This window comes from Cricetibacter osteomyelitidis, assembly GCF_004340985.1.
GTDB lineage: Bacteria > Pseudomonadota > Gammaproteobacteria > Enterobacterales > Pasteurellaceae > Cricetibacter > Cricetibacter osteomyelitidis.
On the sequence record NZ_SLYB01000038.1, the window covers coordinates 1 to 22,650 of the forward strand.

Here is a 22,650-nt window from a genome sequence, read left to right on the forward strand (position 1 = left end):
GGACGACCGTTATCGTGGCAATACAGATGGGCGACTTCATCGCGGATAAACTCAAAATCAATGGCTTTAGCCACTTTGCGGACAAGATGGTCTTTAGGAACGAGTTGTTCGAGACTTATCATCTCAAGTTCATATTGAGGGGAGAGAAAATTTTTGAGCATAGACATTTCCTTTTTCGATATGCCTATTAGATTAAACCTCTAGATGGATGTCTAGAGGTTTGTCAGCGGTCTGACCCCGCTTTAAGCGGGGTCAGACCGCTGACAAACCTTCTCCCGTAAACGGGAGAAGAGGGAGAAAAATGCATTGGCATTTTTCGGAAGAAGAGGGGAAATAGATTAATTATAAAAACAACTTATATTTCAATACATTGCTGTAAATACTAAAATATTGCCCTCTCTGTCACTGCGTGACATCTCTCCCGTAAACGGGAGAGAGTTTAAAATTATTGGCTTTGTCAATAAACAAACCCCGCTTTAAGCGGGGTTTATTTTATTCGTAGTCTAATTATTTTGTACTTGGAATACTGAAACGTTTGTTAAAGCGTTCTACACGACCGCCGGTGTCAACAACACGTTGTTTACCGGTGTAAAATGGGTGGCAGTTGCCACATACGTCTAGGTTGATGTCTTTGCCTAGAGTAGAACGAGTTTTAATGACGTTACCACAAGAACAAGTTGCAGTAATTTCTTTGTATTCAGGATGGATACCTTGTTTCATAGAAAACCTCTGTTTGAAGCCATACCGCTGTCAGTGTTTTTCAACTGATACCGTATGTTGTTAATAATTTGCTGCATCGGCAGCCCTTAAAAGTGCGGTGCATTTTATAATAAAAATTGCACCCGCGCATTAAAATCCTTAAAGCCAAGAACGGCAAAATCTTATCTTGGCTTTGCAGATTATGCACCCAAACGTTCTTTGATACGTGCAGATTTACCGCTACGTTCACGTAGGTAGTAAAGTTTCGCTTTACGAACCGCACCTTTACGTTTCACAGAGATGCTGTCGATAACCGGTGAATGGGTTTGGAACACACGTTCAACACCAACACCGTTTGATACTTTACGCAGAGTGAATGCAGAATGCAAGCCACGGTTACGAATTGCGATAACCACGCCTTCGAATGCTTGCAAACGACGTTTGCTACCTTCAACAACCCATACTTTAACTTCTAATGTGTCACCCGGACGGAAGCTAGGGATGTTTTGTTTTAATTGTTCGTCTTCAAGTTGTTTGATGATGTTACTCATTTTAATTTACCTTTTTAAATCCTAGATTTAACTGATATTGCTATTGTGATGCTCATGTTTAATTTGAGCCAACAGCTTACGTTGTTCGTCAGTCAGAGCTAGGCCTTCCAATAGCTCAGGGCGTCGTAGCCACGTACGTTTTAACGATTGCGTTAATCGCCATTTGCGTATTTCTTCGTGATTGCCAGACATCAGCACGGGCGGCACAGTTAAGTCGTCTAACACTTCCGGTCGGGTGTAGTGCGGGCAATCAAGCAAGCCGTCTGCGAAAGAGTCTTCGTCCGCGGAAGCCTGTTTGCCTAATACACCGGGAATAAACCTGGCAACGGCATCAATTAATGTCATTGCAGGCAATTCGCCGCCGGTCAGAACATAATCACCGATTGACCATTCTTCATCGATTTCCGTTTGAATCAATCGTTCGTCAATGCCTTCGTAACGACCGCACACTAAAATTAATTTCTCATTAGTGGCAAGTTCCATTACACCGGCTTGATCCAGTTTACGTCCTTGCGGTGAAAGGTAAATTACTTTAGCCCCTTCACCTACCGTTGATTTTGCAACTTGAATGGCATCTCGTAATGGTTGCACCATCATTAACATACCCGGCCCGCCGCCATAAGGGCGATCATCAACGGTTTTGTGCTTATCGTGCGTGAAATCCCGCGGATTCCAACATTGCACGGTGAGCAATTTTTGTTTTACGGCTCGACCTGTTACGCCAAAATCTGTTATCGCTTTAAACATTTCGGGGAAAAGACTAATAATCCCAATAAACATACGTTATCCTTGCAAAATGTTACTACTCAAAGCGAGTCAGCCTACCTGAGTTTAGAAACCAGCGTCCCAATCCACTTCAATAGTCTTTGTGGTGAGATCGACTCTTTTAACTACTTGTTCATATAAGAACGGAATTAATCGTTCTTGTTTACCGAAGGCATCTTTCATTGTAGCTTTCACTACCAACACGTCATTAGAACCGGTTTCCATCATTTCGGAAACCGTTCCCATTTCATAACCTTGCAAGTTGATTACACGGCAACCGATTAAATCATGCCAATAATAATCGCCTTCCTCTAGCTCCGGGAACACCGCTAAATCCACGCCGATTTCAACGTTAGCTAAAATCTGAGCGGCTTCACGGTCGTCAACGTTTTTTAATTTCACAATCAAATCATTGTTGTGATAACGCCAACTTTCTAATTCTGTGGGTTGCCATTGGTCTTTAATTTTCAAAAACCACGGCTGATAGTCAAAAATGCTTTCTGTATCTTCGGTAGATGAATAGATACGCAACCAACCGCGGATACCATAAGTAGAACCGAGTTTACCTACTGTTTCAATGCGTTGTTCGCCCATCTTAATTCACCTTAAAATTGTTAATCGTTTAGATTAAGCTGCTTTACGTGCTTGTTTTACCAACGCTTCAACACGATCAGAAAGGTTTGCGCCTTTGCTTAACCAGTAATCAACACGGTCTAAGTTGATACGTAATGGTTCCGCCTGACCTGTTGCTAATGGGTTGAAAAAACCTACGCGCTCGATGAAACGACCGTCACGTGGTGAACGGCTGTCAGCAACAACGATTTGATAGAATGGGCGTTTTTTAGCTCCGCCACGAGATAAACGAATGGTTACCATAACCTTCCTCTAAGTGTTAATAATAAAAGAAAAATTCCCGTCGAAGGTGGGAATAATGCTTACTTTTTTCTCTGTATATGTAGACAAAAAGCTGAAAGATTATACTCTTTTATCAAGAAATAGCAAGCACCAATGCAGACTCACCACTATAAAATTTTTTCAAAAAAACACCGCACTTTAAAGTCAATTTTTCGCAAATTTTTCTTGTGGTTTTATATCGAACCCTGTATAATCGCACGCCTTACAGTCACACCTTAATTTTCGTTCCTTGCTTCCGCAGATTGGTGACTGGTCTAACAGTCGGAGGCTGATTAACCCGTAAGGAGCAGTAATGCGTCACTACGAAATCGTGTTTATGGTTCACCCGGACCAAAGCGAGCAAGTACCAGGTATGATCGAACGTTACACCGGTTCTGTGAAAGCAGCCGGCGGTCAAGTTCATCGCCTAGAAGATTGGGGTCGCCGTCAATTAGCATACCCAATCAATAAATTACATAAAGCACATTATGTGCTTATGAATGTAGAAGCGCCTCAAGAAGTCATCGACGAGCTAGAAACAACTTTCCGTTACAACGATGCAGTTCTGCGTAACGTAATTATTCGTACTAAGCACGCCGTAACAGAAGCGTCCCCAATGAAAGCAGCTAAAGAAGAACGTAAACCTTCAGCTGAAGTTGAAACCAACGATTTTGAGGATGCTGAAGAGTAATTTGAACATTGACAATCGTTTAACGTTAATCGGCACTGTTGCCGGTTTTCCGAAACGAGAAAAAAGCCCTAGCGGAATTGAGCATTGTCGGTTTAGTTTGGAACACCGTTCCCAACAACAAGAAGCCGGATATCCCCGCCAAGCGTGGTGTAAAATGCCTATTCAAGTGAGTGGCAGTCACTTAATAGAAAAAACTCAAAGCATTACGGTCGGCAGTAAACTACTAATAATGGGCTTTATCAGCTCACATAAAACCGCAAATGGTTTGACTCAATTAGTATTGCATGCCGAGCAGATCGAATTTATAGATTAGGAGAGAGCCAAATGGCACGTTATTTCCGTCGTCGTAAGTTCTGCCGTTTCACCGCGGAAAATGTAGTAGAAATCGATTATAAAGATATCGCTACATTAAAGAACTACATCACAGAGAGCGGCAAAATTGTCCCAAGCCGTATTACCGGTACTCGTGCGAAGTATCAACGTCAATTAGCACGCGCAATTAAACGCGCTCGTTATTTAGCGTTACTTCCATACACTGACAATCATCAGTAATTAAGAGAGGATAACGGTAATGCAAGTAATTCTTTTAGATAAAATTGTTCACCTGGGCAACATTGGTGAGCAAGTAAACGTTAAATCAGGTTTCGCACGTAACTTCTTAATCCCACAAGGTAAAGCGGTTATGGCAACTAAAGCTAACGTTGAATATTTTGAATCTCGTCGTGCTGAATTAGAAGCGAAAGCAGCAGAAGCGTTAGCGGCAGCTCAGGCTCGTGCGGCACAATTGGAAGCATTAGAATCGGTAACTATCGCCTCTAAAGCAGGTGACGAAGGTCGTTTATTCGGTTCTATCACAACTCGTGATGTTGCAGAAGCAGTAACGGCAGCTGGTGTTGAAGTAGCTAAAAGCGAAGTTCGCTTATCGGCTGGTCCACTTCGCACTACTGGTGATCACGAAGTTAAATTCCAATTTCACGGCGAAGTATTTGCAACATTAAACGTAATCGTTGTTGCAGAATAATTATTGATTAAAAAAACCCGGCGTTAAGTCGGGTTTTTTGTTTTTCTTTTTTATCTCTTTCTTAAATAATATTGATTCTTATTTATCATATTGATTTTAATCAAATTTTATTTTGATTGTCATCTTTCATTTGCTAAAAAATGATCTTTGTCACAGTTTTTATACCTATTTATTGGTAATGTACCCTGTAATTTTGTTTTTAAATTTTTTATTAAATAATAAATGTGGGGGAAAGGTATGAAAAACACAGTTTTAGTCCCTAAGGTAAACCGTCGTTCTTTCTTAAAAGGAACTGCTGCGGGACTGACTGCACTTGCCGGAAATTTTTCGTTGCCGTTTAATGTGATAGCGGATGAGAAAAAAACACTTCAAACAGTTGATGATAAGGTTGTTTGGAGTGCTTGTACCGTAAACTGCGGCAGCCGTTGTCCGTTGCGTATGCATGTAAAAGATAATCGTATAACTTATGTTGAAACGGATAATACCGGTACGGACACTTATAATTTAGATCACCAAGTTCGAGCCTGTTTGCGCGGGCGTTCAATGCGACGTCGGGTATATAATCCGGATCGCTTAAAATATCCGATGAAACGTGTAGGCAAACGTGGTGAAGGTAAATTTGAACGCATTTCTTGGGATGAAGCATTAACTATTATTGCCGATTCATTGAAAAAGAATATTGCAAAATATGGCAATGAGTCGATTTACTTGAACTACGGTACGGGTACATTAGGCGGTACAATCGCTAAATCTTGGCCGCCATCATCGACAATGGTGGCTCGTTTAATGAATTGTATCGGTGGATATTTAAATCACTACGGCGATTACAGTACTGCACAAATTGCGGTAGGATTAGATTATACATACGGTGGCGGTTGGGCGCTGGGTAACGGTTTGGCCGATGTTGAAAATACCAAATTAATTGTTTTATTCGGTAATAATCCGGCAGAAACCCGTATGAGCGGTGGCGGCTTAACTTATACTATCGAACAGGCACGTGAGCGTTCAAACGCTAGAATGATTGTGATTGATCCGCGTTATACCGATACCGGTTCCGGTCGAGAAGACGAATGGATTCCGATTCGTCCCGGTACAGATGCTGCTTTATGTTCTGCCATTGCTTATGTTTTAATTACGGAAAACATGGTAGATAAACCCTTCTTAGATAAGTATTGCGTAGGCTACGATGAAGTCACATTACCGGCATCAGCTCCTAAAAATGGGCATTATAAAGCTTACATCCTTGGCGAAGGTGATGATGGCATAGCTAAAACCCCTGAATGGGCAGCGAAAATCACAGGCATTCCAAAAGAGCGAATTATCAAACTGGCACGAGAAATCGGCCAAACGAAACCCGCTTATATTTCTCAAGGTTGGGGGCCACAACGTCGCAGTAATGGTGAATTGATTTCCAGAGCTATAGCGATGCTACCGATTTTAACCGGCAATGTGGGCATCAGCGGTGGTAATACCGGGGCACGAGAAAGTGCATATTCTGTACCATTTGTTCGTATGCCGACTTTAGAAAATCCTGTGAAAGCCAGTATTCCAATGTTTATGTGGACCGATGCCATTTTCCGTAGTGAAGAAATGACGGCAACAACAGATGGTATTCGCGGTGTTGAACGTTTGACAGCCCCAATTAAAGTAATTTGGAACTATGCAAGTAACTGTTTGATTAATCAGCATGCAGAAATTAATCGAACACATGATATTTTGCAAGATGACAGCAAATGCGAATTAATTATTACGATAGACAATCATATGACATCCACAGCAAAATACAGTGATATTCTGCTTCCTGATTGTACTGCATCCGAACAAATGGATTTTGCATTAGATGCATTTGTTGCCAATATGAACTATGTTATTTTTGCTGATCAAGTGGTGACACCATCTTTTGAATGTCGCCCTGTTTACGATATGTTAAGTGATCTTGCGGAAAAACTCGGCGTTAAAGATAAGTTTACGGAAGGGAGAACGCAAGAACAATGGTTACGCCATATCTATGAACAATCTCGAGAAAATTTACCTGAATTACCAACTTTTGATGATTTTAGAAAACAAGGTATTTTCAAAAAAGTGGATCCAAAAGGCTTTTATATTGCTTATAAAGGTTTTAGGGATGATCCTAAGGGCAATCCACTGGATACCCCATCAGGAAAAATTGAAATCTATTCCGAACGTTTAGCTGAAATTGCAAAAGCATGGAAATTAAAAGAGGATGAAGTCATCCACCCACTGCCTGTCCATACGGATAGTTTTGAGCATTATGGCGATCCGTTAATGAAAAAATTCCCGTTACAGCTTAGCGGTTTCCATTATAAAGCAAGAACTCACTCCACTTACGGCAATGTTGATGTCCTGAAAGCGGCTAATCCGCAGGAAGTATGGATTAATCCGCTTGATGCTACGCCAAGAAATATTAAAAACGGTGATATGATTCGTATATTTAATGATCGTGGCGAAGTGCGTATTAATGCAAAAGTGACACCACGCATTATTCCGGGTGTAGTGGCATTAAGTGAAGGCGCTTGGTATGACCCTGATCAAAATAAAGTTGATCATTCCGGATGTATCAACGTCCTCACCACCCAACGCCCATCACCATTGGCAAAAGGCAATCCGCAGCATTCCAATTTAGTTCAAATTGAACGCGTGTAAGGGGGAGATTATGGAACAACATGGTTTTTATTTCGATTCGAGCCGTTGCACGGGTTGTAAAACTTGCGAAATGGCATGTAAAGATTATAAAGATTTAGACGTTGATGTAAATTTTCGTCGTATTTATGAATATGTAGGTGGTGATTGGTTACAACAACCGAACGGCTGTTGGAGTCAAAATGTATTCGCTTATTACACTTCAATTTCCTGTAATCACTGTAGTGATCCGGCTTGTACTAAAGTCTGCCCGACGGGGGCAATGCACAAAAACGAAGACGGTTTTGTGATAGTGGATGAATCTATTTGTATCGGTTGCCGCTATTGTCACATGGCATGTCCGTACGACGCACCGCAATATGATGCACATAAAGGGCATATGACCAAATGTGACGGCTGCTATTCCCGTGTCAAAGCCGGACAAAAACCAATTTGCGTAGAATCCTGTCCGTTGCGTGCCTTGGATTTTGCACCAATTACCGAATTACGCGAGAAATACAGCGATATGGCGGCTATTGCACCGCTACCGGATCCGAGTTTCACTAAACCGAATTTGGTGATAAAACCGAATAAAAACAGCAAGCCGGTTGGTGATCAAAGCGGTTTTCTAGGCAACCCTCGGGAGGTATAAGATGAACGGATTACATGAATTACCGTTAATTATTTTTACGGTTTTGGCTCAATCGGTTGTTGGTGCTATGCTGGTGATGAATATCGCTGTTGTGAATAGTGAAATACCGCATAAAAACAATAAACTATTTGTTTTGCTGGTGTTATTGGGTATCGGCTTTATGGCCTCCGTCATGCACCTAGGTTCCCCGTTGAGAGCATTTAATTCCCTTAATCGGGTTGGTGAATCACCACTTAGCAATGAAATTGCCAGTGGGGCACTGTTCTTTACCTGTGCGGGTATTTACTGGCTGCTTTCCGTCTTAGACAAAATGCCGGCGGTTCTAGGCAAAATTTGGTTGATTTTGACCGCACTTTTAGGCTTAGTGTTTATGTATATGATGAATCAGCTTTATCATATTAGCACTGTGCCAACGTGGAATAGCAGCTTCACCAGCTGGAATTTCTATCTCACTGTGATAACGGCGGGCTTTGCACTCGGTTATGCTCTATTCCGCCAACCACAATGGATGTGTCACCTTGTGGTAACGGGAATGTTTTTAATTGCGGTAGTTGCTATTTATCAAGGTTTTAGCCTGACAAGCATCCATTCATCGGTACAAAGTGCGGTGAATTTAGTGCCGGATTATGCCGTCATCAATGCGGTGCGTTTATGTTTGCTTGCCATCGGTGCACATTTGTTGTATCGCACTGATTCTGTCAGCCCTTATTTTGCGGTAATTTTAATCATCGCCGCAGAAATGCTCGGACGCACCCTGTTTTATGGATTGCATATGACGGTAGGGACTGCTGTTGCGGGGTAGAATTGTAGGTGTATAGCTACCCTTAAATTTATGGAAAAATTGTTATGCAACAAGAACTGATTAATTGGATTTCCACCAGCGGGCGGTTGCTCGGCGTGTTATTTTATTGCGATCCCAAAGATGAAAAAGTGTGGTCGATTTTAGATTTTTTTCAGCAACCGGATTGGACGGAAAGTTGGTCTGAATTGAAAAATTCGGAAAAAATCACCGCACTTTTAACCCAAACGGATAATTTAGCCGAGCAATATCAAGCCTTATTTATCGGGCCGAATGCCTTGCCTGCACCACCGTGGGGATCGGTGTATTTAGACCGAGAATCGGTGATTTTTGGCGATTCGCTGTTGAAATTACGTGATTTTATGTATCAACACAATATTGAATTTCAACGCACGCAAGACGAACCGGAGGATCATATAGGGCTAATGCTAATGTTATCCGCCTATATTGCTGAAAATCACCCGGATTTATTGGCAGAATTTCTAAGCCAACATTTTTTACTGTGGTCTGTCCGTTATCTGCAATTACTCCGCGAACAAGAACTTTCACCATTCTATCAAGGCGTGGCATTACTCACTCAACAAACCTTGCAATATTGGCAAGATCAAGCCCTGTTGATAGTGCCTAAAGTGCAGTTTTTTCGTTAATGCAAAATGTTTTAACTGACAAACCGGCAAAGCCCAACCGCCGTTGGCATTGGCGAAACGATTGAAAATTTTGGATAATCACCCGAATTTATTGGCGGATATTCGTTAATTACCTAATTACTCCGAGGTGCCGGAGTTTATTGCTTGCTTTATTCCCCGCATAATGTCACACTTCCCCCAAAGCCAATAAACTCTGGCTATTTCTTAAAGGAGACCATAACGATGGCTAAGAAAACCGCACCGAAAGATCCGAATTATCAACAAGAATTAGAAAAATATGAAAATCCGATTCCAAGCCGAGAATTTATTTTAAAGACGATCCGCAAGCATAATGCACCGATGTCAAAAGAGGAAATCTTGACCGTACTTCAGGTGCAGGATGAAGAGCGACAAGAAGGAATGCGTCGCCGTTTACGGGCGATGGAAAATGACGGGCAGTTGGTCTTCACTAAACGCAAACGTTATGCTTTGCCGGAAAAATTAGATCTGCTCAAAGGCACTGTGCAGGGACATCGTGACGGTTATGGTTTCTTGCAGGTGGAAGGGCTAAAAGAGGATTTATTTATTCCTAACGGACAAATGCAACGCGTGATGCACGGCGATTTTGTGCTGGCTCAGCAAAGCGGCGTGGATCGTAAAGGACGTCGCGAAGTGCGGATTGTACGAGTGCTGGAAGGACGTAAAAAACAAATTGTCGGTCGCTTTTTCTTAGAAAACGGCATTGGCTATGTGGTGCCGGACGATAGCCGTATAAATCGCGATATTTTAATTCCCGATGAATACCGTCGAGGAGTGAGAATGGGACAGGTTGTGGTGGTGGAACTCAAACCCCGCACCGCATCTTTTTCACAGCCGATGGGCATGATTGTAGAAATTCTCGGTGAAAATATGGCAAAAGGGATGGAAGTGGAAATTGCTATCCGTAATCATGACATTCCCCATCAGTTTTCAAAAACCGTTGATAAATATGTGAAAAAATTCACTGAAGATGTGCCGGAAGAAGCCAAAAAAGGACGGGTGGATTTGCGCGATTTACCGTTAGTGACCATTGACGGTGAAGACGCACGGGATTTCGACGATGCCGTGTATTGTCAGAAAAAACGCGGTGGCGGTTGGACATTATGGGTGGCGATTGCGGACGTAAGCTATTATGTACGATTGAAAACCGCATTGGATGATGAAGCCCGTGAGCGTGGTAATTCCGTGTATTTCCCGAACCGTGTAGTGCCGATGTTGCCGGAAGTGCTGTCGAATGGTTTATGTTCCCTTAATCCACAAGTGGATCGCCTATGTATGGTGTGCGAAATCAAATTGTCGGCAAAAGGCAAAATGACCGGCTATCAATTCTATGAAGCGGTGATGAATTCACACGCCCGTTTGACTTATACCAAAGTCTGGAATATTTTGCAGGGCGATGAAACCTTGCGGGAACGTTATACGGAGTTGGTTCCGCATTTAGAGGAACTGCACAAAATGTACCGAGTGCTGTTTGCCGCTCGTCAAGCTCGTGGTGCTATTGATTTTGAAACCGTTGAATCTAAATTCGTGTTTAACGAACAAGGTCGCATTGAACGTATTGAACCGGCGGAACGTAACGATGTCCATAAAATCATCGAAGAATGTATGATTTTGGCGAATATCGCTGCGGCTAATTTTATGCAACATAATGAGGAATCGGCGTTATATCGTATTCACGCAGGTCCCACAGAGGAAAAACTGGCAGGCTTCCGAGCATTTTTAAGCGAAACCGGTCTGCAACTAGACGGAGGAGCAAAACCCGGCACAGCAGATTATGCTAAATTATTGGAACAAGTGCGGGAACGCCCGGATCACGAGCTGATTCAAACCATGCTCCTGCGTTCGCTCAGTCAGGCGGTATATGATGCGGATAATATCGGTCACTTCGGTTTGGCGTTGGATGAATATGCTCATTTCACTTCACCGATCCGCCGTTATCCGGATTTAACCCTGCATCGCGGTATTAAGTATTTGTTAGCCAAAGAAAAAGGTAATAAACGTCGTACCACGGACAGCGGCGGTTATCATTACAGCTTAGATGAAATGGATGTGTTGGGTGATCACTGTTCCATGACCGAACGCCGTGCCGATGATGCCACCCGTGAAGTAGCGGATTGGCTCAAATGCGAGTTTATGCAGGATCATGTGGGCGAAGTGTTTGAAGGGGTGATTTCATCGGTCACCGGTTTCGGCTTATTCGTGCGGTTAAACGATCTGTTTATTGACGGATTGGTGCATATTTCAACACTTGATAACGATTATTACCGCTTTGATTTGGCTGGCCAACGGTTAATAGGCGAAAATAGCGGCATGATTTATCGTTTAGGCGATTCCGTCACGGTGCGTGTGGAAGCGGTGAGTCTGGAACAAAAACAAATTGATTTCAGCTTACAAGGCAGCGAACGCCAACCAAGACGACCGGGCAAAACCTCAAAAGACAGCTTAAAGAAAAATCAACGCTATGTGAAAAGTTTAGAAAAACAGCAAGCAGCGAGAGGTACGGCAAAAAAAGCTAAACCGGTTAAGAAAAAAGTCGCCAAAAAAACGGCAAAATCCGCTAAAAGTGCGGTAAGAAATAAGAAAAAATCATAAAATCTAACAATTACGCCAAAAAGAGTTAACTATGCTTAACCCGGGGCAAAGCCCTAGGCTGAAACAGGAATAAACATGAGTGAAAATATCTACGGTATCCATGCCGTGAGTGCATTTTTGCAAAATGCACCGGAACGTTTAATTGAAGTCAACGTATTAAAAGGTCGTGATGATAAACGTCTGCAGCCGTTACTTAATGAATTACACCGCTTAGGTGTCTCAGTGCAATTTTTAAATCGTCAGACTTTGGATAAAAAAGCTGACGACAAAGTGCATCAAGGCATCATTGCCCGCGTGCAGCCGGCTAAAGAGCTGAACGAAAACGATTTGGACGAAATTTTAAACCGCACTTCTAATCCATTGTTATTGGTATTAGACGGCGTGACCGATCCGCACAATCTCGGTGCGTGTCTGCGTACTGCTGATGCGGCCGGGGTGAACGCAGTGATTGTACCGAAAGATAAATCCGCCCAGCTTACCTCCATTGCTCGCAAAGTGGCTTGCGGCGCGGCGGAAGTGGTGCCGTTAATTCGTGTCACCAATCTTGCCCGTACATTGCGTGATTTACAGCAAAATCATAATATTTGGGTGGTGGGCACTGCCGGTGAAGCTGCCTCAACAATTTATGAAACCAAATTCAGCGGCGGCACGGCTTTAGTGATGGGGGCGGAAGGCGAAGGTATGCGTCGTTTGACCCGTGAACATTGCGATGAGCTAATCAGTATTCCAATGGCTGGCTCGGTATCGTCACTGAATGTGTCGGTTGCAACGGGCGTGTGTTTATTTGAAATTGTCAGACAACGAATTAGCACTCGTTAGAAACAAAATATTTGCTATAATTAAGTGTTTTTATTTAATCTTTATGAAGGAAATTACAATGCAAAATCCAAAAGATGATGTACTTTATGCACCGGTAGAATGGGTTGATCACAGCGAAGGTTATACCGATATCCGTTATCACAAATCTACCGACGGTATCGCAAAAATCACCATCAATCGTCCTCAGGTGCGTAACGCATTCCGCCCGCAAACCGTGAAAGAAATGATCCAAGCCTTTTCGGATGCTCGTTTTGATGAAAAAATCGGTGTTATCGTTTTAACCGGCGAAGGCGAAAAAGCATTCTGTTCCGGCGGTGATCAAAAAGTGCGAGGTGACTACGGTGGTTATAAAGATGACAGCGGTGTACATCACTTAAACGTATTGGATTTCCAACGCGATATCCGCACCTGCCCTAAACCGGTGGTAGCAATGGTGGCAGGTTATGCTATCGGCGGCGGTCACGTATTACATATGTTATGTGATATTACTATTTCTGCAGACAACGCAATTTACGGTCAAACCGGTCCGAAAGTGGGTTCATTCGACGGCGGTTGGGGGGCATCTTATATGGCGCGTTTAGTCGGTCAGAAAAAAGCCCGCGAAATCTGGTTCTTATGTCGTCAATATAACGCACAGGAAGCCTTGGATATGGGCTTGGTGAACACCGTTGTTCCTTATGCTGATTTAGAAAAAGAAACCGTACGTTGGTGTCGTGAAATGTTACGCAACAGCCCGATTGCGTTACGTTGCTTGAAAGCTGCGTTAAATGCAGACTGTGATGGTCAGGCGGGGTTACAAGAATTAGCAGGCAACGCCACTATGTTGTTCTATATGACAGAAGAAGGTCAAGAAGGTCGCAACGCATTTAATGAAAAACGTGCACCGGATTTCAGTAAATTTAAACGTAATCCATAATCAATAGTATCGGGAGTTATTCTAATGAAAAAATTAGTCGTTTCTTTTTTTCTATCTGTGTTTTTTATCACCGGTTGTAGTTCATTAAAAAGTGAAACTAATCTGGCACGAAATCCGGATCAAAACTATTATTCTTACAGTATTAAGAATAATTCTTCAAACGAAATCGTGGATAAGAAAGTAACCGATATCTTTGAAGAGGAATTAAGTAAGCAACTGCAACGCTACGGATATCAAGTCGAGAGTGATGGAGGTGATGTTATTATTGGCTATGATATCAAGGCTTATAGTGAAGGGAATAGAGCACTGCGAATGTTAGTCGGCTTTGGTGTGGGAAAAAGTAATTTGGAAGTTATCACTAGTGTAACGGATAAAAATGGTAAATTACTAGGCTCAATCACATCAAAAGCAGCGTTGAAAATGGGATTTTTCGGTGGAAGTTTAGCAAGTATCATTCGTAAAACGGCTAAAAATGCCGCAGTAAAAATTTATAAATCAAGAATTTTAACTGCTCCGTACAAAAATTAAAATTGAACAAATAACATGACAATTCGAGAATATCATCTTTATCGATACAGCATTCCGGTAGATGCCCAATTAGTGTTGCGTAATCGTTTTTTGAAAAAACGGGAAGGCTTGCTGGTGCAGGTGAAATGCGGTGATAACGAAGGCTGGGGGGAAATAGCACCTTTGCCGGAATTTAGCCAAGAAACCCTGGAGCAAGCGGAAGCACAAGTAATAGATTGGCTTAAATGTTGGGATGAAGCTCGTTCACGTAATGAAATGCTGCCGCTTGACGGTTTATACCCTTCCGTAGCATTCGGTTTAAGCTGTGCTTTAACCGAAATGAAAGGGGGCTTAGGTCTAGAAGGCAATTATCAGGTTGCACCATTATGCTATGGCGATCCGGATGAATTGTATGGTGAACTGGATTTAATTTCCGGTGAAAAAGTGGCGAAAGTCAAAGTGGGTTTATATGAAGCCAACCGTGACGGTTTAATCGTGGATATGCTGTTAGAAGCCATCCCCGATTTAAAATTACGTTTAGATGCCAATCGCAGTTGGACACCGGCAAAAGCACAAATGTTCGCCAAATATGTGAAACCGGAACACCGCAGCCGTATTCAATTTATTGAAGAACCTTGCAAAACCCGCGATGAAAGCCGTCAATTTGCTCTTGATACCGCTATTGCCATTGCTTGGGACGAATCGGTACGCGAAGCGGATTTTCTAGTGCAAAAAGAACCGCACTTAGCTGCCATTGTGATTAAGCCAACGTTAGTCGGTTCTTTGGCACGTTGTATCGAACTGATCGAACAGGCTCAATCGTTAGGTTTAACTGCGGTTATTAGTTCGTCTATCGAATCCAGTTTCGGTTTAACCCAGTTGGCTCGCATTGCACATCAATACACGCCGAATGTCACGCCGGGTTTGGATACTTTAGATTTAATGGATTTCCAATTAGTCCGTAGCTGGCATGGTTCCGAGCTGTCTGTGGTAGGATTGGATTCTGAATTTGTGCAGAAAATTCTGTAACGCTGACATTGGTGCATTGCAAAATAAAAAACAGGTTTTCATGAAAACAAAAACCTGTTTTTGTGTTTGAATAATTAGAAATTAGAGATAGAATTTTTCAACTACTTTAAGGTTGTCATCTAATTTATACACTAACGGTTGACCGGTAGGAATTTCTAAATCCATGATGTCTGCATCGGAAATGCCTTCAATATGTTTAGCCAATGCGCGTAGAGAGTTACCGTGTGCCGCCACTAAAACGCGTTTGCCTGCCATAATTGCCGGTGCGATTTGATCTTCCCAGAACGGTAATACACGTTCTAAAGTCACTTTTAAGTTTTCGCAATCAGGCACAACGTCTGCCGGAAGGTTTGCGTAGCGACGGTCATTGTGTGCGGAGTTCGGATCTTTCGGATCTAATACCGGAGGCAATACATCGTAAGAACGACGCCATATGCGAACTTGTTCGTCACCGTGTTCAGCCGCCGCTTCAGCTTTGTTTAAGCCTTGTAAACCGCCGTAGTGACGTTCGTTTAAACGCCAGGTTTTGATTTGCGGAACCCATAATTGGTTAGATTCTTCCAACACCAAGTTACAGGTTTTAATCGCACGGGTTAATACGGAAGTGAATGCGATATCAAATTCATAGCCCGCATCTTTTAATTTACGACCGGCCGCTTTCGCTTCTTCCACACCTTTTTCGCTTAGATTAACATCGCGCCAACCGGTGAAAAGGTTTAATGCATTCCATTCACTTAAGCCGTGACGAATAAATACTAATTCCATACTGTTCTCCTAGTTAAGATAAAAAATTGAAATTTGCCCATTTATAGCAAAAAATAAGTTCTTTTAAAAGTTGTTTGTGCACAATTACTGATCTTCCGCAAAAAATTTCGTTATAATAGACGATATTTTTTATGTTTAAGGAAAGTATTGTTGATGTCGATTGTGAAAACTCTACAAAAAAGCACCGCACTTTTATCTTTATTATGCTGCTTGTGTATTGTGGCGCAGGCACAAGCGAACGATCTTTCGAAAATTCAAAAGCAAATTAAGCAACAAGAGCAAAAAATTGCCGAGCAGAAACGTCAGCAAAATAAGTTGCAATCCAGTTTAAAAAATCAAGAAACAGAAATTAATATGGTGCTGAATCAGCTTCAACAAACCGAAATGAGTTTGAAGGAAATTCGTCAAAGTATTAATGAAACCAATAAACAAATCAAGCAATTACAAAAACAGGAAGCAATACAAAAAGCGAAATTAAGTAAACAATTGGATTCAATTTATCGTGCCAATAATAATCCTTCTGCAGTGGAAAAATTATTGTCTGATGAGGCTAAAAAATCCGAACGGATGATGAAGTATTATGAGCATATGAATCGGGCTCGATTGCAATTAATTAATGATTTAAAACACACGCAACAGGAATTGGAAAAAAATAAAGAATTTATTTTAGGTCAGCAAAAAAATGAGCAAACGCAGTTGCAAGAACAGAAAAAGCAACAGCAGATCTTACAAAAAGCACAAGATGAACGTAAATCTACATTAAATCAATTGACTAAAAGTTTGGAAAAAAATCAAAATAAACTCGAAACACTGCGAGCAAATGAGCGGGCATTAAATGATGAAATCAAACGTGCGGAGCAAGCCGCTCGGGAGCAAGAGAAAAAAGAGCGTGAGGCTTTAGCGCAAAAACAACAAGCGGAAGAAAAGAAAAATAACAAGCCTTATAAACCGACGGCTCAAGAAAAACAATTAATGATTGCCGGCGGCGGATTAGGTGCAGCGAAAAAGCAATATCATTATCCGGTGTCGGGTAAGATTTTGCACAGTTTCGGTTCAAGCCAAGGCGGTGAAGTGCGTTGGAAAGGCATAGTTATCGGTGCTTCTGCCGGTACGCCGGTGCGAGCGATTGCAGGAGGTCGGGTTATTATGGCGAACTGGCTGTCCGGTTACGGGTTAATGGTAGTGATTGAACACGGTCAAGGGGATTTGAGTTTGTATGGCTATAATCAGTCGGTTTCGGTGAAAGTGAATTCTTATGTGAGTGCCGGACAACAAATCGCCACTGTCGGGACAAGTGGCGGACAATCCCGTTCTGCGTTATATTTCGGTATTACCCGCAAAGGTAATGCGGTGAATCCTACGGGTTGGCTAAAATAATGATGCGTATTTTAAATTATCCGCTTTCCAGCCTAAGTGCGGTTAAAAAATTTTTATTTTTTATGACCGCACTTTTGTCCATTTCTGCCAATGCAGCTCAATTAAGCATTGTGATTGATGATGTGGGTTATCATCCGACTTATGATGCGGCAATCTACGCGATGCCGAAACAAATTGCGGTGGCGATTATTCCCGTTTCGCCTTATGCCAAACAGCGTAATCGGCAGGCTAAACAGCAAGGGCGGGATATTTTGATTCATTTACCTATGCAGCCTAAATCCAATGTCAAAATTGAAGCGGGCGGCCTGCATTTGGGCATGAGTCAACAGGAAGTGGATAGCCGTGTACGCAATGCCAAAGCAGTGGTGAGCCACGCGATTGGATTAAATAATCATATGGGTAGTGCGGCGACCGCCGATCAGAGTTTAATGACAAAATTAATGACCGCGTTGCAGGCGAACCATCTGTTCTTTTTAGATAGCCGTACTATTGGTTCCAGTGTGGCAGGTAAAACAGCGAAACAGTTTGGCATTTCAAGTTTGGATCGCCATATTTTTTTAGATGACAGCGATGCTTATGCCGATGTACAACATCAATTTCAACAAGCCATACGCTATGCTCGCAAACATGGCAAAGCGGTAGTAATTGGCCATCCGCGTAAAAATACCGTTGCGGTTTTGCAAAAAGGATTGGCAAATTTGCCGTCGGATATTCAATTAGTGAGCGTCGGTAATCTATGGCGAAATGAGAAAGTCGTACCGGTGAAACCGTTTATTTATTTGTTCTCACAAGCACCGGCACCGACTTCCGTTGCACCTTTTGAATTTGTACCGTCATTACGCGGTGTGCCGGAATAATAAATTATTGATAATTTTATTGTTTAACGGGTAAACTAGTCATAGTGAATTTTTATTTGGGGATATTATGCGATCTTTTTTCCTTTCTAAAATGACAGTCGGAATTTTGTCATTTAGCACCGCACTTTTTAGTTTTGCCGAAGAAAATACTGAACAAACGGCAGAATCACAGGAAACTCAACATACAACAATAACGGAAACTGAAAATAATAAAATCCCTGTGGAAGCGGAAGTGAATTTGCGTTTGACCGGTATTAAAAACCAAGCATTGGCGGAAAACGCCCGTATTTATACTAATGCCATTAGCAAAGAATCCGCCGACGGTTCCGAACGTTATCAAGAATTGGTGTCAGAAGCGGTGGATAAAGCACTGCGGGCGAAGGGGTATTATGGTTCCAGTGTGAGTTATACCTTGGAACCGGCGAAAGGTAAAAATAAACCGGTATTAATCGCCAAAGTAGATATAGGGAAGCCCGTATATATTGAAGAAACCGATGTGTTGATTGACGGTCAGGCAAAGACAGATCCGGCATTTGAGAAAATTGAGAAAACCAAACCGGCGAAAGGCACGTTATTGAATCATGCAACTTATGATGATTTTAAAAGTGCATTAGAAAAAGCAGCACAAAGTCGCGGTTATTTTGATTCCGAATTTTTACTTAATCGATTGGAAGTGATGCCTTCCACTCAACAAGCGTGGTGGCGAATTCATTTTGATAGCGGGGAGCGTTATCACTACGGCGTGATTTCTTATCGCGATTCACAAATTCGTGAAGATTATTTGCGAAATATGTTGAGAATTAAAACGGGAGACCCATATTACATCAATGATCTTTCCACCTTGACCGGCGATTACAGTGCGGCAGGTTGGTTTTCATCGGTCTTATTGCAACCGACTTTGAACACGGATGACAAAACCGTTGATTTGGAAGTGTTACTACATCCTCGTAAGAAAAACAGCATGAGCGTGGGAATTGGCTATTCTTCGGATGTCGGACCACGTTTACAGTTAGGCTGGACACGGCCTTGGATTAACAACCGCGGGCATAGTTTATCCACGGATTTGTATGTTTCAGCACCAAAACAAACACTGGAAGCCAGTTATAAAATACCGATTCTGGAAAATCCGCGATTGTATTATTATGAAGCGACTATGGGGTTAGAAAATGAAAAAGATTCCGATGTGGATACGGAATCTACCGCATTGACAACCGGTTTTCTGCGTTATTGGAATAATGAATACGGTTGGCAATATTTCTTAGGCTTGCGGGCTAGATACGATTCTTTTACTCAAGCATCACAGAAAGACAAAACGTTCTTGCTGTATCCTACTGCCGGTTTTAGCCGCACCCGTTCACAGGGCGGAATGTTCATGACTTGGGGAGATGCGCAGAGTTTAACGTTTGATATCGGTCGAAAAATGTGGATATCGGATGTCGATTTTTTCCGCGTGCGATTATCCAGTGCATGGATTCGTACTTATGCAGAAAACCACCGCATTTATATTCGCGGTGAAGTGGGCTATTTAAATACTAAAGATCTTACCCGTATTCCGCCGGCACTGCGTTATTTTGCCGGCGGTGATCGTAGTGTGAGAGGCTATGGTTATAAGAAAATTTCACCGAAAGACAGTGACGGAAAGTTAATCGGTGCATCACGTTTGGCAACGGGAACATTGGAATATCAATATCAAGTCTCTCCGAGCTGGTGGATGGCGACATTTTTTGATGCGGGGCTTGCGGCAAATTCATTCAGCACGGATGAATTGCGTTACGGTGCGGGCATTGGGGTACGCTGGGCATCACCGGTGGGAGCTGTAAAGTTTGATCTTGCAACACCTATTCGCGATAGAGAAAATAATAAAAGTATCCAATTTTATATTGGGTTGGGAACAGAATTATAAACAAAGGAAAATAGATGTTAAATCAAGGCTATACAAAAGATAACGACAAATTATACCGCTATTTATTTAAAGATCGTGCCGCACGGGGTGAATGGGTACGATTAAATAAATCTTTTAACGAAACCTTAAACACTCACCAATATCCAACGCCGGTGCGTGATTTATTGGGCGAAATGCTGGTCGCAACCAGTTTATTAACCGTCACTTTAAAATTTAACGGTAATATCACCGTGCAAATTCAAGGTGATGGTCCGTTGAAATTGGCTTTAGTCAATGGTTCCGATAACCAGCAGCTGCGAGCTTTGGCCCGTTTGCAGGGGGATATTCGTGATGGCATGAGCTTGGCTGAAATGGTAGGCAAAGCCGTATTGGTGATATCCATTATTCCGACAGAAGGCGAGCGTTATCAAGGGGTTATCGGTTTAGATAAACCAACCATTACAGAATGTCTGGAAGATTATTTCGCCCGCTCCGAACAATTACAAACACAGCTGATTATTCGCACCGGTGAATTTAACGGTGAACCGACAGCCGCAGGAATGCTCATTCAAATTATGCCGGACGGTCAAGGTTCACCGGAAGATTTCGAACATTTAGCCACTTTAACCGCAACCGTAAAAGACGACGAAATTTTCGGCCTGACCGCAGAAGAATTGCTGTACCGCTTATATCATGAAGAAACCGTAGAAATTTTTGAACCGCAATCCGTCGAATTTTTCTGCGGCTGTTCACAAGAGCGTTCAGGGGCTGCGTTATTATTGCTTTCTGATGATGAAATCGATGAAACTTTAGCTGAACACAACGGCTCTATCGATATGCAATGCGAATGCTGCGGCATGCATTATTTCTTTAATAAAGCCACAATTGAGAAGTTGAAAAACGCGTAAAATCTTTGAAAAAACACCCGCACTTTTTAAAAGTAAAAAGTGCGGGTGTTTTTTTGGGGTTTATAATATTAATATAGTCCAATCAACTTCCACCATGCAAACCCCACCAAGAATACTAAAGCAATATTGACGGTCATCACAACTAAATTGATACGATAGAAACGACTGCGATCAAAATACCCTTGAGCAAAATAAATTGGACCCGGACCGCCACCATATTCGGTACTACTCCACATCAAGTTACTAAAAATACCGAAGCAAATTGCGACCATTATTGGTGGCGCACCAGCTGCAATTGCCGTGGCAGCAAACGGTGCATAAAGTGCAGCGACATGACCGGAAGCTGTGGCAAATAGGTAATGCACATAAATATATAACAAACCTAAAATAATAAATGCTTGAATACCGTCAATACCTTGCATTATGCTACTAAGTTCAGCTGTGAGCCATTCGATAAATCCAAGACTAGATAAGCCGCCCGCAAGACTGATTATCGCACCGAACCAAATAATCGTATCCCAAGCAGCATGATCACTGAGTAACGATTTCCAACTGATTGCTTTAGTGGCAAATAAATAAGCGGCTAACGCTAATCCAACTGACGTTGCGGAAAAGCTCGTAACAAGGCTGGTTCCCCAACCGGCTAAAGCAAGCACAAAACCGATAGCGACTCTTTTCTCTTCTGCTGTCATCGCACCTAGCTCATTATAGGCTTTTTTACCCATGGCTTTAGCTTCTGGCGTACGTTTTAATTCAGGATTAAGGATTTTATACACCAACAAAGGCATCACCAAAAAACAAACCATCGCAGGCACTACTGCAGCCACAAACCAGCCACCCCATGTAATATCGACATTCAGTACTTTTTTAGCTAAATCACCGACTAGCGGATTGGCTGCCATACCAGTTAAGAAAATTGCACCAGTAATCGGGGTAAATTGAAAACACACCATAATCAGGAAATCACCGATTTTTTTACCGGTTTCACCAGGTTTGGAATCTAATACGGTATTAATAGAATTTACAATCGGGAAAATAATTCCACCAGAACGTGCTGTGACCGAAGGCATTGCTGGTGCCATAATGAGATCTGAGACACCGAGGGAATAGGCTATCCCTAAGCTACTTCCGCCAAAATAAGACAGCATTTTATAGGCAATGCGTTTTCCAAGACCAGAAGTGACAAAGCCAAGAGATAAAATATAGGCACAGAAAATCAACCATACTGTACCGCTGGCAAAACCGGATAGGGCTTGCTTGTCATTGAGAGTGCCGGTAAAAATCGATATGCACAGTGCAATAAGCATGACTGCACCCGATGGTAATGGTTGAGTTAAGATGGCTGTAATAGTGCCGGCAAAGATGGCAAACATATGCCAGGCTTTTGGATCCAATCCTGTCGGTACAGAAATAAACCAAATCAGGCACACAATCAAAATGGGAATTAAGGTCGCACTGAGTTTTTTCATACAACATACTCCAAAAATAAAAAGCAGGCTTAATACAAACCTGCTTGAAGAATTAGCTGTATAAGATCAAACCTAATCTGACAGTCCCCCATTTAGAAGTTAAGTGTCTGTCAGATTAATTTGAGCCTAAATTCTTTTCTGCCCAAATTCGT

25 protein-coding genes are annotated in these 22,650 nt (G+C 42.3%); 17 read left to right on the top strand and 8 right to left on the bottom strand.

The features are described 5' to 3' along the window. The 6 genes from EDC44_RS11840 to rpsP form a co-directional block, all read right to left on the bottom strand. Positions 1 to 161: transposase (locus EDC44_RS11840; protein ID WP_481219196.1), on the bottom strand; the 161-nt coding region annotated here is incomplete at its 3' end. Positions 162 to 507: 346 nt separating this feature from the next. Next, a complete protein-coding gene (rpmE, locus tag EDC44_RS11845; protein ID WP_131979244.1) occupies positions 508 to 720 on the bottom strand; it encodes a 50S ribosomal protein L31 in 213 nt (70 codons plus the stop codon). Between the two features lie 179 nt (positions 721 to 899). Further along, positions 900 to 1,250 carry a 50S ribosomal protein L19 gene (rplS, locus tag EDC44_RS11850; RefSeq protein ID WP_131979247.1) on the bottom strand — a complete coding sequence of 117 codons (351 nt, stop codon included), beginning with the start codon at positions 1,248 to 1,250 and terminating at the stop codon, positions 900 to 902. Positions 1,251 to 1,277: 27 nt separating this feature from the next. After that, positions 1,278 to 2,030, bottom strand: a complete 753-nt coding sequence (gene trmD, locus EDC44_RS11855) for a tRNA (guanosine(37)-N1)-methyltransferase TrmD (protein ID WP_131979250.1) — start codon at positions 2,028 to 2,030, stop codon at positions 1,278 to 1,280. 51 nt (positions 2,031 to 2,081) lie between these two features. Beyond that, positions 2,082 to 2,609, bottom strand: a complete 528-nt coding sequence (gene rimM / locus EDC44_RS11860; protein ID WP_131979253.1) for a ribosome maturation factor RimM — start codon at positions 2,607 to 2,609, stop codon at positions 2,082 to 2,084. A gap of 33 nt (positions 2,610 to 2,642) precedes the next feature. Further along, entirely contained in the window at positions 2,643 to 2,891 is a 249-nt protein-coding gene (gene rpsP / locus EDC44_RS11865) for a 30S ribosomal protein S16 (RefSeq protein ID WP_131979256.1), read from the bottom strand. A gap of 331 nt (positions 2,892 to 3,222) precedes the next feature. On the opposite strand from rpsP, the gene rpsF reads away from it, so the two are divergent. The 13 genes from rpsF to menC all read left to right on the top strand — a co-directional run bounded on the left by rpsF (position 3,223) and on the right by menC (position 15,240). Continuing rightward, the gene (gene rpsF, locus EDC44_RS11870) at positions 3,223 to 3,600 is read left to right on the top strand and encodes a 30S ribosomal protein S6 (protein ID WP_131979259.1); all 378 of its coding nucleotides are present in this window, start codon (positions 3,223 to 3,225) and stop codon (positions 3,598 to 3,600) included. Continuing rightward, entirely contained in the window at positions 3,587 to 3,913 is a 327-nt protein-coding gene (gene priB, locus EDC44_RS11875) for a primosomal replication protein N (RefSeq protein WP_131979262.1), read from the top strand. The genes rpsF and priB overlap by 14 nt, the downstream gene beginning before the upstream one ends. 11 nt (positions 3,914 to 3,924) lie before the next feature. Next, complete coding sequence (gene rpsR, locus EDC44_RS11880) at positions 3,925 to 4,152, top strand: 30S ribosomal protein S18 (RefSeq protein WP_005759927.1); 228 nt, start codon at positions 3,925 to 3,927, stop codon at positions 4,150 to 4,152. Between the two features lie 19 nt (positions 4,153 to 4,171). Next, positions 4,172 to 4,621 (top strand): 50S ribosomal protein L9, encoded by a 450-nt coding sequence (rplI, locus tag EDC44_RS11885; protein ID WP_131979265.1) that lies wholly within the window; start codon positions 4,172 to 4,174, stop codon positions 4,619 to 4,621. Between the two features lie 237 nt (positions 4,622 to 4,858). After that, positions 4,859 to 7,285: a DMSO/selenate family reductase complex A subunit gene (locus EDC44_RS11890; RefSeq protein ID WP_131979268.1), complete on the top strand. Its 2,427-nt coding sequence runs from the start codon at positions 4,859 to 4,861 to the stop codon at positions 7,283 to 7,285. Between the two features lie 10 nt (positions 7,286 to 7,295). Next, positions 7,296 to 7,913, top strand: coding sequence for a DMSO/selenate family reductase complex B subunit (locus tag EDC44_RS11895; protein WP_131979271.1), 618 nt, complete (start codon positions 7,296 to 7,298; stop codon positions 7,911 to 7,913). 1 nt (position 7,914) lies between these two features. Beyond that, a complete protein-coding gene (locus tag EDC44_RS11900) occupies positions 7,915 to 8,715 on the top strand; it encodes a DmsC/YnfH family molybdoenzyme membrane anchor subunit (protein WP_131979274.1) in 801 nt (266 codons plus the stop codon). 44 nt (positions 8,716 to 8,759) lie between these two features. Then, the gene (gene dmsD / locus EDC44_RS11905; RefSeq protein WP_131979277.1) at positions 8,760 to 9,359 is read left to right on the top strand and encodes a Tat proofreading chaperone DmsD; all 600 of its coding nucleotides are present in this window, start codon (positions 8,760 to 8,762) and stop codon (positions 9,357 to 9,359) included. A gap of 222 nt (positions 9,360 to 9,581) precedes the next feature. Beyond that, positions 9,582 to 11,969 (top strand): ribonuclease R, encoded by a 2,388-nt coding sequence (rnr, locus tag EDC44_RS11910; RefSeq protein WP_131979280.1) that lies wholly within the window; start codon positions 9,582 to 9,584, stop codon positions 11,967 to 11,969. 75 nt (positions 11,970 to 12,044) lie between these two features. Continuing rightward, positions 12,045 to 12,788, top strand: coding sequence for a 23S rRNA (guanosine(2251)-2'-O)-methyltransferase RlmB (rlmB, locus tag EDC44_RS11915; protein ID WP_131979283.1), 744 nt, complete (start codon positions 12,045 to 12,047; stop codon positions 12,786 to 12,788). A 58-nt stretch (positions 12,789 to 12,846) separates the two neighbouring features. Further along, entirely contained in the window at positions 12,847 to 13,704 is an 858-nt protein-coding gene (gene menB / locus EDC44_RS11920) for a 1,4-dihydroxy-2-naphthoyl-CoA synthase (RefSeq protein ID WP_131979286.1), read from the top strand. A 24-nt stretch (positions 13,705 to 13,728) separates the two neighbouring features. After that, positions 13,729 to 14,232 carry a DUF4410 domain-containing protein gene (locus EDC44_RS11925; RefSeq protein WP_131979290.1) on the top strand — a complete coding sequence of 168 codons (504 nt, stop codon included), beginning with the start codon at positions 13,729 to 13,731 and terminating at the stop codon, positions 14,230 to 14,232. 15 nt (positions 14,233 to 14,247) lie between these two features. Further along, positions 14,248 to 15,240 (top strand): o-succinylbenzoate synthase, encoded by a 993-nt coding sequence (menC, locus tag EDC44_RS11930; protein ID WP_131979293.1) that lies wholly within the window; start codon positions 14,248 to 14,250, stop codon positions 15,238 to 15,240. Between the two features lie 81 nt (positions 15,241 to 15,321). On the opposite strand, the gene EDC44_RS11935 is transcribed toward menC, so the two are convergent. Then, positions 15,322 to 16,005, bottom strand: coding sequence for a 2,3-diphosphoglycerate-dependent phosphoglycerate mutase (locus EDC44_RS11935; RefSeq protein WP_131979296.1), 684 nt, complete (start codon positions 16,003 to 16,005; stop codon positions 15,322 to 15,324). A gap of 153 nt (positions 16,006 to 16,158) precedes the next feature. On the opposite strand from EDC44_RS11935, the gene envC reads away from it, so the two are divergent. The 4 genes from envC (at position 16,159) to hslO (ending at position 21,029) form a co-directional block, all read left to right on the top strand. Next, entirely contained in the window at positions 16,159 to 17,382 is a 1,224-nt protein-coding gene (gene envC / locus EDC44_RS11940) for a murein hydrolase activator EnvC (protein WP_131979298.1), read from the top strand. 2 nt (positions 17,383 to 17,384) lie between these two features. Continuing rightward, positions 17,385 to 18,239 carry a divergent polysaccharide deacetylase family protein gene (locus EDC44_RS11945; RefSeq protein ID WP_424276116.1) on the top strand — a complete coding sequence of 285 codons (855 nt, stop codon included), beginning with the start codon at positions 17,385 to 17,387 and terminating at the stop codon, positions 18,237 to 18,239. Positions 18,240 to 18,306: 67 nt separating this feature from the next. Next, complete coding sequence (tamA, locus tag EDC44_RS11950; protein WP_243647947.1) at positions 18,307 to 20,142, top strand: autotransporter assembly complex protein TamA; 1,836 nt, start codon at positions 18,307 to 18,309, stop codon at positions 20,140 to 20,142. Positions 20,143 to 20,156: 14 nt separating this feature from the next. Beyond that, complete coding sequence (gene hslO, locus EDC44_RS11955) at positions 20,157 to 21,029, top strand: Hsp33 family molecular chaperone HslO (protein ID WP_131979304.1); 873 nt, start codon at positions 20,157 to 20,159, stop codon at positions 21,027 to 21,029. Between the two features lie 68 nt (positions 21,030 to 21,097). Here the strand turns inward: hslO and EDC44_RS11960 are convergent, their stop codons facing one another. Next, the gene (locus EDC44_RS11960; RefSeq protein WP_131979307.1) at positions 21,098 to 22,498 is read right to left on the bottom strand and encodes a DASS family sodium-coupled anion symporter; all 1,401 of its coding nucleotides are present in this window, start codon (positions 22,496 to 22,498) and stop codon (positions 21,098 to 21,100) included. Between the last annotated feature and the right edge of the window lie 152 nt (positions 22,499 to 22,650).